At 66.9% G+C, this 15,993-nt stretch carries 13 protein-coding genes; 4 read left to right on the top strand and 9 right to left on the bottom strand.

The window, feature by feature from the left end; translation table 11 throughout:
- Window positions 1-99: 99 nt before the first annotated feature.
- Entirely contained in the window at window positions 100-1,161 is a 1,062-nt protein-coding gene (locus Q0D93_RS08640) for an SDR family oxidoreductase (RefSeq protein WP_294392952.1), read from the bottom strand.
- A 98-nt stretch (window positions 1,162-1,259) separates the two neighbouring features.
- Here Q0D93_RS08640 and Q0D93_RS08635 point away from each other — a divergent pair, with 98 nt between their 5' ends.
- Complete coding sequence (locus Q0D93_RS08635) at window positions 1,260-1,640, top strand: helix-turn-helix domain-containing protein (RefSeq protein WP_294392950.1); 381 nt, start codon at window positions 1,260-1,262, stop codon at window positions 1,638-1,640.
- Window positions 1,641-1,714: 74 nt separating this feature from the next.
- Window positions 1,715-2,215: a hypothetical protein gene (locus Q0D93_RS08630; RefSeq protein WP_294392949.1), complete on the top strand. Its 501-nt coding sequence runs from the start codon at window positions 1,715-1,717 to the stop codon at window positions 2,213-2,215.
- Window positions 2,216-2,225: 10 nt separating this feature from the next.
- Here the strand turns inward: Q0D93_RS08630 and Q0D93_RS08625 are convergent, their stop codons facing one another.
- The 7 genes from Q0D93_RS08625 to Q0D93_RS08595 all read right to left on the bottom strand — a co-directional run bounded on the left by Q0D93_RS08625 (window position 2,226) and on the right by Q0D93_RS08595 (window position 13,459).
- A complete protein-coding gene (locus Q0D93_RS08625) occupies window positions 2,226-3,794 on the bottom strand; it encodes an efflux transporter outer membrane subunit (RefSeq protein WP_294392947.1) in 1,569 nt (522 codons plus the stop codon).
- Entirely contained in the window at window positions 3,791-5,371 is a 1,581-nt protein-coding gene (locus Q0D93_RS08620) for a DHA2 family efflux MFS transporter permease subunit (RefSeq protein WP_294392944.1), read from the bottom strand. The genes Q0D93_RS08625 and Q0D93_RS08620 overlap by 4 nt, the downstream gene beginning before the upstream one ends.
- Window positions 5,371-6,612 carry an HlyD family secretion protein gene (locus Q0D93_RS08615; protein WP_294392941.1) on the bottom strand — a complete coding sequence of 414 codons (1,242 nt, stop codon included), beginning with the start codon at window positions 6,610-6,612 and terminating at the stop codon, window positions 5,371-5,373. The genes Q0D93_RS08620 and Q0D93_RS08615 overlap by 1 nt, the downstream gene beginning before the upstream one ends.
- Window positions 6,613-6,911: 299 nt before the next feature.
- Window positions 6,912-7,166 carry a hypothetical protein gene (locus tag Q0D93_RS08610; protein WP_294392940.1) on the bottom strand — a complete coding sequence of 85 codons (255 nt, stop codon included), beginning with the start codon at window positions 7,164-7,166 and terminating at the stop codon, window positions 6,912-6,914.
- A 12-nt stretch (window positions 7,167-7,178) separates the two neighbouring features.
- Window positions 7,179-9,950, bottom strand: coding sequence for a PAS domain S-box protein (locus tag Q0D93_RS08605; RefSeq protein ID WP_294392938.1), 2,772 nt, complete (start codon window positions 9,948-9,950; stop codon window positions 7,179-7,181).
- A 215-nt stretch (window positions 9,951-10,165) separates the two neighbouring features.
- Window positions 10,166-12,295 carry an EAL domain-containing protein gene (locus Q0D93_RS08600; protein ID WP_294392936.1) on the bottom strand — a complete coding sequence of 710 codons (2,130 nt, stop codon included), beginning with the start codon at window positions 12,293-12,295 and terminating at the stop codon, window positions 10,166-10,168.
- 636 nt (window positions 12,296-12,931) lie between these two features.
- Window positions 12,932-13,459, bottom strand: coding sequence for a TolC family protein (locus Q0D93_RS08595; protein ID WP_294392934.1), 528 nt, complete (start codon window positions 13,457-13,459; stop codon window positions 12,932-12,934).
- 73 nt (window positions 13,460-13,532) lie between these two features.
- Here Q0D93_RS08595 and Q0D93_RS08590 point away from each other — a divergent pair, with 73 nt between their 5' ends.
- Window positions 13,533-13,838 (top strand): LysR substrate-binding domain-containing protein, encoded by a 306-nt coding sequence (locus Q0D93_RS08590; protein ID WP_294392932.1) that lies wholly within the window; start codon window positions 13,533-13,535, stop codon window positions 13,836-13,838.
- A gap of 25 nt (window positions 13,839-13,863) precedes the next feature.
- On the opposite strand, the gene hemN is transcribed toward Q0D93_RS08590, so the two are convergent.
- A complete protein-coding gene (gene hemN, locus Q0D93_RS08585; RefSeq protein WP_366510268.1) occupies window positions 13,864-15,240 on the bottom strand; it encodes an oxygen-independent coproporphyrinogen III oxidase in 1,377 nt (458 codons plus the stop codon).
- A gap of 74 nt (window positions 15,241-15,314) precedes the next feature.
- Between hemN and Q0D93_RS08580 the strand changes: the two genes are divergently transcribed.
- Entirely contained in the window at window positions 15,315-15,965 is a 651-nt protein-coding gene (locus tag Q0D93_RS08580) for an OmpW family outer membrane protein (protein ID WP_294392930.1), read from the top strand.
- Window positions 15,966-15,993 lie beyond the last annotated feature (28 nt).

Raw genomic sequence — 15,993 nt, 5'->3', positions numbered from 1 at the left:
CATCCACCTCAGCGATGCCGCGTGATCGGCGAAGCGCGGCCGGACATGCTTGTGCCCGACCCTCGGCGCCCCGGCTACTCCCCTGCCCGCCTGCTCCGGTCAGGGAATCAGGCGGTCGGCCCGCAGCAGCGCGAACAAGGCGAAGAATGCGTCGTCGGTCGGCTGATATGCGGTGAAACCCAGCCGACGGCTCTTGGACATGTCGGTCACTACCTCGATCGGGCGGCCAAGGTCCGCATCGGTGTGCCAGGGCGAGGCGAGCCGGTCGAGATCGAGCTCGGCCAGTCCCTCGCGCTCGGCAATCTGCCGCCACAAGGCCGCATCATCCGCCATCTGCTGCTCCAACGGGCGCACCGTGCCATCGAACGACGCGGCCTCCAGTCCGAACCAGTCGGCGATGCGCTCCCACATCCATTGCCAGCGGAAGACGTCGCCATTGACCACGTTGAACGCCTGATCATGCGCCGCTTCCGTCTCTGTCGCCCAAAGCAGGTGCCGCGCGAGTTGCCCGGCATCGGTCATGTCGGTCAGCCCGCTCCATTGCGCCGCCGATCCCGGAAAGGTGAAGGGGCGGCCCGTCTCGCGACAGAGGGTGGCATAGACCGCCAGCGTGGTGCCCATGTTCATGGCATTGCCCACCGCCTTGCCGATCACCGTGTGCGGGCGATGCACGCTCCAGGTGAAGCCGTCCCGCGCCGCCGCGGCGAACAGCTCGTCCTCCTGCGCATAATAGAAATTCTCGACGTCGAGCCTGCCCTGCTCCTCCCGAAACGGCGTTTGCGGCAGCGTGCCTTTGCCATAGGCTTCGAACGGCCCGAGATAATGTTTAAGGCCGGTGACAAGCGCGACATGCCGCGGCCGGTTCGGCTTGGGCAGTCCATCCAGGAGGTTGCGGACCATGGCCGAGTTGACCCGGATATTCTCCGCCTCGCTGTCCTGCCGCAACCAGGTGGTGATGAACACCGCATCGGGATCGATCCCCCGCAACGCGGCGGCGGTGGCCGACGCATCCTGAAGGTCGGCGGCAACCGGCGTCACGCCGTCCTGTTCCACTGGCCGGCGGGCGAGGCCATGGACCGTCCAGCCCTGTTCGATCAGCAGCGCCGCCGTCGCGCTGCCGACGATTCCGCTCACGCCGACCACCAATGCCGTCCTGGCCATGTTCCCGCTCCCGTGGTTGAAAAGGGAAGCTAGGCAGCAGGCCACCAGCTTTCTAGACGGCACCAAACAGGAACCTAGGCACCGAGGGGTAACCAGAGATGCGGCCGGGATCGGGCGAGGAGGAGTGGCGGGAGGATTGCGCGCCGCGGCGCGTGCTGGCGCTGTTCGCGACCAAGTGGACCAGCATGCTGCTGCACACCCTGCATGCCCGTCATGGCGGCGCGGCGCGCACCGGCGTGCTCCAGCGCAGCCTGCCCGGCATTTCCAAGAAGATGCTGACCCAGACATTGCGCGAGATGGAGGAAACGGGCCTGATCACGCGCCATGTGCACAGCGCGGTGCCCCCGGCGGTGGAATATCGGCTGACGGTGCTCGGCCGGCGCTTCGTGGAGCCGGTGGAGATGCTTTATGCATGGGGCCGCGACAATGCCGACGCACTGGATCAGCTCGGCAACCGCCCTACCGCGCGGCGAACATGATGTTTTCCGCCGGGCGCCTGCGCCGCCTTGGCATCGTTGTCGGATCGCCGCGCCCGGCGATGCGTTGGCGGATCATGCAGACCTTCCTGTTCCGCGTGTCGTGCTTGTCCATATGCCTGGCGCTTCCTGCTTATGCGCAAACGGCTGGCGGTAATGCGACGGGCGGTTCCGGTGGCGGCGGCGCCACGCCTGGATTTACCATTACGCCGCCCCCCTCCATCCAGCCGGCAACCGGATCGAGCCAGGTGCGTCAGGCTCCGGCCAACTCGGCCATGCGACGCGGCAGTGGCGGAGGCACCGGCTCCAGCATGGCGGCCAATCCGATGGGCATGGCCGGCATGAGCGGCGCGGGCGCGACCGGCACCAATGCGCTGACCCTCGGCAGCGGCATGTCGGGACAAAGCAGCATGGGCCAAGGATCAGCTTCGGGCACCGCATCGGGGCAGCAGGGTGGCGGAAGCCGGGCCGAGAGCGGCGGCACGGGCGCGTCCCGCGGCCAGCAGGGCGGCACCGTCCGGATCACCGACACGGGCGTTACTCAGCGCACGCCGAATTCTCCCTCGCGACCGCGCTGAGCGGCACCGCTTACCTCGCGGTTTCAGTATAGGCCGCGGCGTCGGCACTCGGCTTGGGGAAGTCGAGCCGCAGATCCTCCCAGCCGCCGCCCAGTGCCTTGTGCAGCGACAGCAGGTCGCGGCGCAGCGCCCCTTCGCTCTGCGCCAGCTGGTCCTCGCTTTGAAACACCGCCTGGCGCGCCAGCAGCACATCGCCAAAGTCGATCAGGCCGCTCCGCCAGCGCGACTCCACCGCCGCCACCGCCCGGCATGAATCCGCCAATCCGCGCGCGATCGCCTCGCGCCGTTCCTGCTCTGTGCGGATGCGGACGAGCGCATCCTCCACGTCGCGGAGAGCCGTCAGTACCGTCTGGCGATAGGTCTGGTAGGCCTCGTCCGCCGCCGCGCGCCGTTGCGCCACCGCGCCGGAGCGACGGCCGAAATCCAGCACGGGAAAGGTCGCGGCGGCATTGCCCGTCAGTTGCAGGCTGTTTGTCGAGAACAGGTTGGACAGCGAGGTCGAGATCAGCTGCGCCATGCCCGTCAGCGAAAAGCGCGGGTACAGGTCAGCGATCGCCACGCCGATGTCGGCGGTGGCCGCCGCCAGGTTGCGCTCCGCCGCACGCACGTCGGGCCGGCGGCGCAGCATGTCCGACGGGAGGCCCGGCGGCACCGCCGGCGGCGGCGGGAGTTGCGGGCGGGGCACCGCAAGTTCGCCGATCAGCGTGTCGGGGGTCTGCCCGGTCAGCACTGCGATGGCGTGCATCTCCGCCTTGCCCTCCGCCACGATCGGGCCCACCGCGGCCTCCGCGCCGGCAAGCTCGGCCCGCTGGCGCACGAAGTCTCCTTCGGCGATCAGGCCGGATCGCGCGGTGTTTTGGGCAATGGCCAGGTTGCGCTGCTGACGGTCGACCTCGTGACGTGCGACCAGTTCGCGGGCCTGCAAGGTGCGTAGCTGGAAATAGGCGTCGGCGATTTCGGCGACCAGCGACAGCTGTGCATCGCGGGCGTTCCACTCCGCCGCCTGGGTCCGGGCCCGCGCCCCTTCCACCTGCCGGCGGGCGCCGCCAAAGATGTCGATCTCCCAACTGGCGTCGAAGCCGGCGGAATAGGTCTGGATGGAGTTGCCGGGTGCGGCAACGCCCCCGCCCGATCCGCTTCCGCCCGCTCCCCCTCCGGCGCCACCGCCCCCGGCTGAACCGCCGCCCGCGCCGCCGCCGAACAGGCTGGTGAGCGAACTCAGCCCGGCATTCTTGCTGAACTTCTGATAGTTGAAGGCGCCGTTAGCATCCACCTGCGGCAACAGGCTGGCACGCGCTACCCGCTCCGCGGCGCGGGCCTGAGCGATGCGGGCGGCGGCGATGCGGATGTCGGGTCCATCGTTCAGCGCCAGCGCGATCAGCCGCTCCAGCTCCGCATCATGGTAAGCGTGCCACCAGCCGGTGAGGGAAGGCGCAGGCCGGTCCATCTCGGCGCTGGCCGCTTCCGCGAAGCGGTCAGACGTGGCGACGGCAGTAGTGGGCGCCCGGTAATTGGGTCCGGCCGTGCAGGCGCCCAGCGCCAGCGCGAGGGATACGGCCCAGCCGACACGCATCGTCATGCCGCGGCCGCCTCTCCGTTGCGTCCCTGGCGCAGGAAGAAACCGAACGGGATGATGCATATCACGAAGATCATCGTGCCCCAGAATACGTCGATATAGGACAGCATTCGCGCCTGCTGCTGCACCTGCTGATACAGGACGGCAAGCTGCGCCATGTCCTGCCCGCTGCCGGTCAGCGTCTGCCCCAGTCGATCCAGCCCCTCCACATAGGAGGGATTGAGCGGGTTCAGCCCCTCTACCAGTCGATCCTGGTGATATTGGCCGCGCTCGATCAACGCCGCCTGGCTGAGCCCAATGCCGAAGCTGCCGCCGAGGTTGCGCGCCACGTTGAGGAGGGAGGAGACTTCGTTGGTCTTGCCCGGATCGACGCCGACATAAGCGGCGGTGGAGATGGGGATGAACAGGAACGGCAGGCCCAGTGCCGAGATCAGCCGGCCGAACGAGGCATCGCCATAGCTGATCTGCGTGTTCCAGCCGGACATGTACCACAAGGCCACGACCTGCAGGATCAAGGCCGGGATCAGCAGCAGCCGCGTGTCCACCCGTCCCGCCAACTGCCCGACCACCGGCATGGCGAGCAAGGTTGCGATGCCCCCCGTGGTCAGCGCCAGGCCGGCATTGGTGGCATCATAGTCGAACACCTCCTGCAACATCTGCGGGATCAATGTGGTGGTGCCGAACAGCACCGCGCCGGTGGTGGTCATGAAGGCCATGGTGATGGCGAAGTTGCGATTGCCGAGCAGGCGCAAGTCGACGATCGGGTCGCGCCGCGCCAGTTCCCACCAGACCAGGAGGGCCAGCGACAGGATCGAGATCAACGTCATCGCGACGATGAAGCCGCTGTGGAACCAGTCCTCCCGCTCGCCGCGCTCCAGCAGCACTTCCAGACAGCCGAGGCCCAGCGCCACCAGCGCAAAGCCGACATAATCCACGCGCAGGCCATGGCGCAGGCGTTCGCGCCGTTCCTTCTCCAACACCTCCGGCTCGTTCACGAAGCTGCCGACCAGCAGCAAAGACGCGATGCCGATCGGCACGTTGATCAGGAAGATCCAGTGCCACGACAGATTGTCGGTGATGATGCCTCCCAATGTCGGCCCCAGTACCGGTCCGACCACCACCACCACGCCATAGGCGGCAAAGGCCTGCCCGCGCTTTTCCGGCGGGAAGGTGTCGGCCAGGAAGGATTGCTCAGACGGGGCGAGACCGCCGCCTCCCACCCCTTGCAGCACGCGAGCCAGGATCAGCAGCGGCAGATTGGGGGCGAGGGCGCAGGCGAAGGACGATGCGGTGAACAACGCCACCGAGATCATGTAATAACGCTTGCGGCCGATCACGTCGGATAGCCAGCCAGAGATGGGGATGATGATGGCGTTGGCCACCAGGTAACTGGTCAGCACCCAGGTCGCCTGGTCGCGGCTGGCCGACAGCCCGCCCGCGATATGATCGAGCGAGACGTTGGCGATGGAGGTGTCCAGCACCTCCATGAAGGTGGCCAGGCTGATCACGCCGACGATCAGCCACGGATTGCGGTCACCCGCAGCCGAGCGCGCCGGCGTCCACTTGGCGGCTCCCGCCATCAGCGGATCTTGACGCGCGGCACGACCGACATGCCCGGCCCGATCGCATATTTGCGCCATTTGTCGTCGTCGAACAGGATACGCACGGGCACGCGCTGCACCACTTTCACGTAATTGCCCGTGGCATTCTGCGGCGGCAGCAGTTGGAACGCCTGCCCCGCGCCACGCTGGATCGAATCCACATGGCCGGCAAAGTCCACGCCGGGAAAGGCGTCCACCTTGATGCGGACCGGCTGGCCGGGACGCATCAGGGCCAGCTGCGTTTCCTTGAAATTGGCGGTGATCCACACCCGGTCGGGCACGATTGCCATCAATTGCTGACCGGGCGCCACATAGCTGCCGACGTTCACCTGGCGGTTCACAAGCTGGCCGTCGACCGGCGCCCGGATGCGGAGATACGACACGGTGACGCTCGCCTGGCGCAGCCGTGCGACCGCCGCGCCCCGTTGCGCCCGCGCGGCATCGACCTGGCGACGCGCGGCGAGGATCGACGCATCGGCCGTCCCGACCTGGCGCTGTGCCGCCGCAGCCTGCGCCGAGGCACTTTCGGCCTGCGCACGCGCCTGGTCGAGCTGGGTCGCGGCGGCGGCCAGCGGATCGCGAGCGCGCAGATCGACGTAGCGTGCATAATCCCGCGCCGCCCGTGCCGCTTCGGCCAGGGGCACCTGCGCATTGGCGACAGCCTGGCGCCGGCTCGCCCGGGCGGAGATCACCTGCGCCTCGGCCTGGCGGATCTGCGCATCGGCCTGGGCGATACCGGCTTGTGCTTCCTCCTGCGTCGCCTCGTTGGCGCCGGGCTCGATCACGGCGAGCAGCTTGCCGTGCGGAACATGGCGATTGTCGACCTCCGCGACCTGGGTCAGCCGCCCGCTCGTCTCCGCGGCGATGCGGACGATGTGCGCGTCGATAAAGGCATCGTCGGTGGACTCATAGTTGCGCGCGTGCAGCCACCACAGCAATCCCCCGACAAGCAGCACCAGCGCGATACCGCCCGCCACGATCCAGAAGATCGGACGCTTATAGAGCGGCGGCCCCTGATCCCTCTTGTCCTCGTCGCCGCCCTTCTCGTCGCCGCCTTTGCCGTCCTGCCTACCGGAGCCGTCGCCGGATCCATCGTGCGCCCCGTCGTCATCGTCCTGACCATCCTGCTTTGCGGACCCTTTGGACTTACGCGTGTCGTCGCCCTGCGCCGCGTCCCCCTTGTCGCGGCGCGGCGTCTCGTCCGATGTCTTTTCAGCCATGCGAAGCGATCGTCACAAGGCACGCAGCCATTGATGGACGACACAAGGCCCGATCCCGATCGGTCCTGACAGGTGCTGCCGTCAGCGACATGCCCCGCTTTTCGTATTCCGTTACGCCCCGGCAACAACCGGGCGGAACCGATGCTATTCCAACGGGGTGACATCCACCGATCATGCACACACCCCAAGGCTCCGGACAATCACCTTCCTCTGGCGGAGGATGCGGATCGCTTCACTAACCCACATTGTCGCAGAAGCCGTTTCAGCGGTACGGACATGTGCGCCGCTGACCCGGAGGCTCAGCTCTCGACCAGTTCGACCACTTCGAAGTCATAGCTTTCCCAACCGCGTTGGCGCGCCGCGTCCCCGGTCGCGATCTGCTTGCCGGTTGCCTCGCGCAGCGACTTGGTGTGCCCCCAGAACACCTCTGTCCGGCCGCCGCCGACATGGGCGACGATGCGCCAGTAATGCGTGAATGGGGCCGCGGTCGGTCCGATCGTCTTCACATAGCCGTCGGCGAGCGTCGCGGTCAGCATCCGCTTCCTTTTCGCCATCGCGACGATCGCCTAGCCGTCCGCCGGCAGGACCGCGCCGGCCCGCAGCGCGCGTGCATGGCCTTTGTGGATCAGTTCACGGACGTAGGAGGCCAAAGCCTCCATCGCGAACGGCTTGGTCATCACGTGCATGCCGGGGTCGAGCTGGCCGTTGCCCACCACCGCATTTTCGGCATAACTCGTGACGAACAGCACTTCGAGGTCCGGGCGATGCTCGCGCGCCAGGTCCGCCATCTGCCGGCCGTTCATGCCGCCGGGCAAGCCGACATCGGTCACCAGCAGGTCGATGCGGGTATCGGATTGCAGGATCTTGAGGCCGGCGGCGCCGTCGCCCGCCTCCAGCGCAGCATAGCCCAGCTCGTCCAGCACTTCCATCACCAGCATGCGCACGGTCGGCTCGTCGTCCACCACCAGCACGGTTTCGCCCGCAATCGCGCGGGGCACGTCGGACAGCGCGGCCTCCTCCTCCATTTCGTTCGCCTCGGCATGATGACGGGGCAGGTAGATGCACACGGTGGTGCCCTCCCCCTCCTCCGAATAGATGCGCACCTGCCCACCGGACTGGCGCGCGAAGCCGTAGACCATGGACAGGCCCAGGCCCGTCCCCGCCCCCAGCGGCTTGGTGGTGAAGAAGGGATCGAACGCCTTTTCGATGACTTCCTTGGTCATGCCCGCCCCGCTGTCGGACACGCACAAGGAGATGTAGTGCCCGGGATCGAGGTCGCGCTCCTTGGCGGCACGGCGATCCATCCAGCGATTGCCGGTTTCGATCGTCAGGCGGCCGCCCCCCTGCATCGCGTCGCGCGCATTGATGCAGAGGTTGAGCATGGCGTTTTCGAGCTGGTTGGGATCGACCAGGGTCGGCCACAGCCCCGCCGCGCCGACCACCTCCAGGTCGATCTCCGGCCCCACCGTGCGCCGCACCAGATCCTCCATGCCGTCGATCAGGCGGTTGACGTCGGTCGGCTTGGGGTCGAGCGTCTGGCGGCGCGAAAAGGCCAGCAGGCGATGGGTGAGCGAGGCCGCGCGCTTGGCCGCTCCACGCGCGGCGACCACATATTTGTCGACGTCGGCGAAGCGTCCCTGCGCGATCCGGATTTCCAGCAATTCCAGGCTGCCGGTAATGCCGGTCAGCAGATTGTTGAAGTCGTGGGCGATGCCGCCGGTCAGCTGCCCCACCGCCTCCATCTTCTGCGACTGGCGCAGCGCCGCTTCGGCGTCGGCAAGCGCGGCTGCGCCCTCCAGTTCGCCGGTGATGTCGCGACCGAAGCCATAGAAGATGCCGTTTTCGGGCACAGTGGTCCATTGCACCACGCGCCGGTCGCCCGCCTTGGTGGTCAGCGTGGTCGTGTAGTTCAGCAGCGGCTTGCCGGACGACAAGGTTCTTACGCGATCTTGGAAGGCGATTTCGTCGTCCACCATGAAGTCGGTGCTGCGGCGCCCCACCGTCTCCTCGCGCGCCCAGCCCAGCGTGTGCGTCCAGGACGGGTTTACGTCGGTGATGACGCCCTCCGGATCGGTCACCACCTTCATCACCGGTGACAGACGCCAGATGCGTTCGCGCTCGCGGACGAGCCGGCGTTCGTCCGTGATGTCCCGGCCGACGCCGTGAATGCGCCCCTGCTCCGGCACCGCCGTCCAGGCGAGCAAGCGATAGTCGCCCGCCTTGGTGCGATAGCGGTTCTCAAACGCGAGCGTGGTTATGCCGCGGGCCAGCAGCTCCATTTCCGCCGCCGTGCCTGACAGATCCTCGGGGTGGAGGAAGGCGGAGATGGGCTGGCCGACCATCTCCTGTTCGCTCCAGCCGAGCATGCGCGCGGCCGATGGGTTCACCGCCGTGATCTCGCCCTCGACGGTGCAGACCAGCATCAGGTCCTGCGACATCGACCAGAGCCGGTCACGGTCGGCGGTGCTGGCGACCTCCGTGCGTTTCTGGTCGTCGATGTCGGTGTTGGTCCCGACCCAGCCGGTGATGGCCGCCGTGTCGTCGCGAACCGGCTCCCCCCGGGTCAGGAACCAGCGGTACGCGCCGTCCGCGCGCTTGAGCCGGTATTCATGCTCGTAATTGTCGCCGCTGGCGCGCGCCGCCTGCCACGCCGCCAGCGTGGTCGGGACGTCGTCCGGATGCACGAACCGCTGCCACCCGTCGGGGGCGAGCAGTTCGTCCAGCGGCAGGCCCGAATAGGCCACCAACTGATCGTTGAACCAGTAGATGGTGCCGTCCGGACGCGCCGCCCAAATCTGGTTGGGCATGGCCTGCGCGAAGGTGCGGAACTGCTGCTCGCTGGCCTGCAATGCCGCGTTCACCCGCGCATTTTCCTGTTGCGCCTGCAACAAGGCCTGGCGCGCCTCATGTTCGACGGTGCGGTCCCGCAGGATCTTCACATAGCCGACATGCTCGCCCGCGGCATCGCGCAGCAGCATCATCTTGCCCGAAGCCCAGAAACGCTTGTTGTCGGCGCGCAGGTGCCATCGCTCATCCTCCGCCCGCCCCTGATTGCGGGTCACCTGCATTTCATGCTCGGGCCTTTGCGCGGCGCGATCCTCCGGCGTGAAGAAGTATTCGGCCGATCGGCCGATCATCTCTTCGACAGGCCAGAGCAGGATCTCCTCCGCGCCGGTGTTCCAGTCGGTAACCACGCCGTCCAAGTTCGTGACGATGATCGCGAAGTCGGTGCTGCTGTCCAGAACCGCGCGGTCGCGGGCGGCGGCCTTGCGCAATGCCTGATTCTCGCGCTCCAGCGCGGCCAAGCGCGGATCGACGTCCTGTCCGGGTGCCGACATCAGCCGTGCAGGCCCCCGCAACCATGCGCTTGACGTGCGGCCGCGCGCCGGCGGTTTCCACGCCTGCCGATCGTCGCCACATCCCCGGCACGGCACGGCATGGTGGGTTCCGCCGCGAACGGCAGGACGATCGGCAATCTGCGGGTCATCATCACGGAACGCTCTACATCAACCTTCGACACATCCGGCCGATGTTGGGCCCATAAAGCTTCCGGTCACGCCTGCAAACGGTCGTGGCCAGGACGGGCGTGACGCTGTGGTACCGGACGGCAGGCGGCGGCGGTGACGATGCTGTCGACCGCCTCGGGACGGCCGATCAGGAAGCCCTGCACCTGGTCGCAGCCCCATTCGCGTAGCTGAGCGAGCTGATCCTCCGTCTCGACGCCCTCGGCCACGATCGGGATTCGCAGGCTTTCGCCCAGCGCGATGATGGTCCGCACGATGGAGGCGGACGGCGCGTGGGTCAGCAGCGACAGCACGAAGCCGCGATCGATCTTCAATTTGTCGAACGGGAAATCGCGCAGGTTGCCGAGCGACGAATGGCCCGTGCCGAAATCGTCCATTACGATCCGCGCCCCCCGGCTCTTGAGGTGGCGCAGCGTCGCCAGCACCTCCTCGCGGTGGCTGCCGAGCAGCGTGGCGCTTTCCGTCACCTCGATCTCCAGCCGGCTCGGGCTCATGCCATGCACCCCGCACAAGGCGAGCAGGTCGTTGCCGAGGTCGCCCTTGCGGAACTGGATGGGTGACAGATTGAGCGCCAGCGAGATGCCGGGGTGCCAGTGGGTCGCCACCGCCATCGCCTGATCGGCCACCCACAGCCCGAGTTCGTAGATCAGGCCGGTGGACTCGGCCAGCGGGATGAACATGTCGGGCGCGATGCGGCCAAGTTCCGGATGGACCCAGCGCAGCAGCGCCTCGTAGCCGGTAATGTCCAGCGTCCGTGCCTGAGCCAGCGGTTGAAATGCGACGTGCAGCTCGCCCCGCGCGGCGGCCGCCTCCAAGTCGGCGGTCAGCCGCCAGCGCAGGCGCACCTCGTCCTTCAGCCCGGTGTCGAAGAAGCGCGCGGTGTTGCGCCCGTCCGACTTGGCCCGGTACATCGCCATGTCGGCCAGGTTGTGCAGTTCCTCCATATCCTGTTCCGGATCGGAGATGACGACGCCCACGCTCATCCGGATCGCGGAGCCGCCCTCCATGGCGTCACCCATGATCGCGAACAGGCGGGACACCAGCGCCTCCGCCGCACGGGGTTGATCGGGCGTGACCTGGATGATCGCGAACTCGTCGCCGCCCAGCCGCGCGACCAGATCGTCCGGCCGCACCGATCCCTGCAGGATTTCCGCCGCCTGCTGGAGCACGCGATCGCCGCCGGCATGGCCATGGCGATCATTCACCGCCTTGAAATTGTCGAGGTCGATGGCGAACACGGCAAGCCGTTCGCCTGTGCGGCGGCTGCGGGCCAGCTCATGCGCGAGACGATGGTCGAACAACAGGCGATTGGGCAGTCCGGTCAGCACGTCGTGATGCGCCAGAAAGTCCGCGCGCTGTTCCGCCGAGCGCCGTTTTTGCACCGCAAGGCAATATTGCGACAGTCCCCGTGCGAGATCGCCCAGTTCGTCCCGCCGATGCATGCCGGGCACCGCCAGGTCGCCCATGTCCGTGCTGCTGAAATGGCGCAGCCGATCGGCGATCAACTCAATCGGCCGGATCACGCGGCGGCGCAGCCACGCGGTCAACAGGCACATGATCATCAGGCACGCCGCACCGCCGGCCAGAACCTGCAACATGCTGCGGTACAATTCGCCGGAGGTGCGGGACACTGCGGCATCGATGCTGCCAGCCAGACCGGAGCGGAAGTCGGCGCGTGCCGTCTCCCGTCCACGCAGGGAGGACAGGAACAGGCCCATCACCGCTCTGATGGACCCGGACTGGCTTTGGGCCGTGCGGATCAGGATTTCCGACTGGGTCGAGAAGGTCGTGGATGCCGCGCATCGATCGGCCAGCATGTGGCGAAGGTGCTGCGGCAACCTGTCGCCGGAAGCCGCGCAGTCCGCCGACATCCTGGTGAATTGGTCGGCGTGGCGGACCAATCGACGCCACTCGGATGCGGGCACCGCATTCCCGCGCTCGGCCATCCGCGTGATCTCACCAATTTCCAGCCGAAGCTCCTGCTGGTGACGCTCCTGCCGGTCTTCTGACTGTAGCAGCCCGCTCAATCGTGCGATGTCGAGATTGGAATCCCTGACTTGTTGCGCCACCATCAAACCGGTGGCGAGCAGCAGGATCGACAGGAAAAGCAGCGCCCCGAACGCGACATAGACGCGATTGGAAATAGACCAGGGCGACATCCATCCCTCCAGCGCGCCAAGCCAAACAAAGCCACGTCGAGGGGCGATTATAAAGAGTAATCCAGATTACACCAGTCGCAAGCGAACGGTGCTACCGTGCCATTCTTGACCGAAACACACACCGTAATTGCCTCTATCTGTCAGATAAATCGGCCGCAATCCGATGCGTTGGGCGCTTTACATGACAATGAACAACGTCATTGTTGCTCCGCCATTGTATACTGCAAAACAAGCAGGCTTATTACGGCACAATCGTTTTTGTCATGCAAGATTTAGCCTATTCCGGTCCACTTGCGGCAGAGTGACATCGCCTTGAGCGCATCACGAGAAGCACGAACGTGCGTGCCGCAGCCAAGCCGCCGCGGCTCAGCTATCAACTATGTTACATAAGCCATTTAGGTCCGCACCGGACCTTGTCGTGACACAATGCGCCATTATCCAGTGAAAAGGCTGGGTCGACTTGGTCGAAGGCCGCGCCTCGTCAACAGGGAGCGCCGGCTGATCGGATGGAATCGATCGCGGTCGCCAACTGTTCGGTGCGCACCTCCAGCAAGGCGCGGTCGGCATCCAGCGCCGCCGTTTGCGCGGTGACGACCTCCAGATAATCGGCCGTGCTGTCGCGGTAGCGGATCAGGGTCAGGTCGCGCGCATGTTCCGCCGCCGTGGTAGCCGTCCGCTGATTACCCCCTGCGTGGCGAGCAGGTGGGACGCCGCCAGATTGTCCTCCACCTCACGAAAGGCAGTCAGCACGGGCTGGCGGTAATCGGCCACGGCCTCATCATATTCGGCACGCGCGATCCGCACGCCGGCGCGACGCCGCCCGCCGTCGAAGATCGACAGCACCGCCGCCGCCGGACCGAGCGCCCAGAAACCATTGCTGGCGCTGAGCGGATTGCCGCCGCTCGCCTCGAACCCGCCGGATGCACCCAGCGTCACCGCCGGGAACAGGGCGGCACGGGCAACGCCGATGCGGGCATTGGCCTCCGCCATGCGCCGTTCGGCAGCGGCGATCTCGGAACGGCGTTCCAGCAAGGTCGAGGGCAAACCGGCCGGCAGCGCCGGGGGCACGATCGGCCTGCGGCGCACCGCGATCGAAAAAGTGGCCGGCGCCTGCCCGACCAGCACGGCGATGGCATGCTCGGTGCGCTGGCGATCGCGCCCCACAGCGGACAGTTCGGCCTGCGCTGAACAACTGGTTCTGCGCCCGGCTTACGTCGACGCCGGAGGCAATGCTCCCTTGATCCACGGCGAAGCACGCCCCACGGGTTTTACCGAGGAGTTGCTGGCGCTGCTGCAGGCGAACGGCATCACAGCGGTGATCGCGCAGACCGTGCAGGAAATCTCCACCCTGTTCGGGCTGACCGCCGCCGGCCTGGACGTCAGCGTGCTGGCGGATTCGCTGCGGGCTTTGCGGTCCGCGAACCTGGTTCACCGTCCCCTGCTGGACGACAGCGCGATCACGGGCATGTGGCTGATCTGCCGCCACGACAATATGGCCCTGCCCTGTCGCAACTTCATCCGCATGATCGACGAGCGGATCTGATCCGGCCACCCGCCCCGCCTGATGGTCAGACGGCCTTGCTGAAACGATGGTCGGCCGGAGCACGGTAGAGGTCGAACGCCGCCGCGATCAGGCGGGCATAGGGCAGGGCTCCCTCGGCCAGCGTCAGGCGCCAGCCGTCCAGCACCACCAATTGCCGCGCGGCCAGTTCCTGCAATGCGTCCCATGCGCCGATCAGCACCTCCGGCATGTGGCCATGCGCCTGCGCCACGGCCGCGACGTCAACCGTCCCGTTGCACAGAAACTGCTCGATCACCGCCCCGCGCAGTTGATCCTCGGCCGACCGAGCAACGCCCCGCGCCGCCGCCATTCCACCGTTGCCGGCCCGCATCCGATAGCGTCCGACATGTTTCTCATTCTGCACCAGCAGTCCGTCGAACTGACTGATCGACGATGCGCCGAGGCCGACAATGGCCGCGCCGCCTTCATCGCTGAAACCCTGGAAGTTGCGCCGCAGCCGCCCCTCCTCCGCCGCGATCGCCAGGCTGTCCGAAGGCGTGGCGAAATGGTCGAACCCGATCGCGCGATAGCCCGCCTGCACCAGCATGTGGTGCGCCAGGTCGCTTTGGGCGAAGCGCGCCGCCGCGTCGGGCAGCGCGCTGTCGTCGATCATCCGCTGGCGCGGCAGCAGACGCGGCATGTGGGCATAGCCGAACATGGCGACACGATCGGGATAGAGGCGCAGCGCCGCCGCGATCGTGTCGGCTACATCGTCGGCGGTCTGGCCGGGCAATCCGTACATCAGGTCGAAGTTGATGTGCGTGATCCCCGCATAACGCAGGTTGCGCACCGCCTCCGCAATCGTCCGATAGGGCTGCACGCGGTTGATCCGCTTCTGCACATGGGCGGCGAAGGTCTGCACGCCCAGGCTCACGCGCGAGACGCCGACCTCGGCCAACATTTCCGCATAGTCCGCGTCGAACCCGCGCGGATCCAGTTCGACCGCGATCTCGGCATCCGCCGCCACCTTGAAATGACTGCGCAGCGACGCGACCACCCGGCGGAAATCGTCGGTGGAGAGGGCATTGGGGCTGCCGCCGCCGAAGTGGATGCCGGTCACGCGACCGCGCAGGCGGGATGCGACCGCCGCCATCTCCTGTTCCAGCGCGGCGACATAGGCGTCCAGCCGCTGCGACCGTCCCACCGCGCCCGTGTTGCAGCCGCAATACCAGCAGATCTGGTGGCAGTAAGGGACATGCACGTAGAGCGACACGGCGCTGTCCGGATCGATCGCCGCCAGTGCGGTCGCCTGATCCTCCACACCGACGCGTTCGTTGAATTCGGCTGCGGTGGGATAGCTGGTGTAGCGCGGCACGGACCGCGTCGCGAGCTCTGATATATAGCGGTGCATGGCGATGCTGATGCCGAAAGCCTGCTCGGCCATCCTTGACCGTGGTCAATGTCAGGCCCGCCCGCCGCTCCTAGCCGCCCCTCATCTCAAACGAGGGAGGCAGTATCATGAAGCTTCACATTGCACTGGGCGCCGCGATGATCGTGGCGGCGGCCGCGCCGGCTTATGCGGACCAGGGGGACCTGCTGGTGCGCGGACGCGCGATCCTGGTCGCGCCGACCGAGAAATCGGGCACGGTGCAGCCCAGCTTCCCCGGCGCGCATGTGGCGGTGGACAACAGCATCGCGCCGGAACTGGACTTCACCTACATGCTGACCAACAGGATCGGGGCGGAGCTGATCCTCGGCACCACCAAGCATCATGTGTCGGGGCGCGACGGGCTGGACAGCCTGGGCAGGATCGCCGGCACCTGGGTGCTGCCGCCGACGCTGACGCTGCAATATCATTTCGCGCCGCTGGCGAAGGTCCGGCCCTATGCCGGCGTCGGCTTCAACTACACCTTCTTCTACAACGACAAGGCCAGCGACGCGCTCAACAACGCCATCGGCAAGACGGCGGTCCGGCTGAAGGACAGTGCGGGTTATGCCGTGCAGGCGGGCCTGGACTTCGACCTGACGCCCCGGATCTTCGCCAATATCGACGTCAAGTATATCGACATCGACACCACCGCCCGGCTAACCACCGGCAATGCGGTGAACCGCGTGCGGGTCAGCCTCGATCCGATCGTGGTCGGCGTGGGCATCGGCACCCGCTTCTGACTGTCCACGCGCGGCTTTGACCCCGGTC

This window comes from uncultured Sphingomonas sp., assembly GCF_934560975.1.
Classification (GTDB): domain Bacteria; phylum Pseudomonadota; class Alphaproteobacteria; order Sphingomonadales; family Sphingomonadaceae; genus Sphingomonas_I.
Note: the sequence above shows the minus strand (reverse complement) of the source record. Positions and strands in the feature narration are given on the sequence as shown.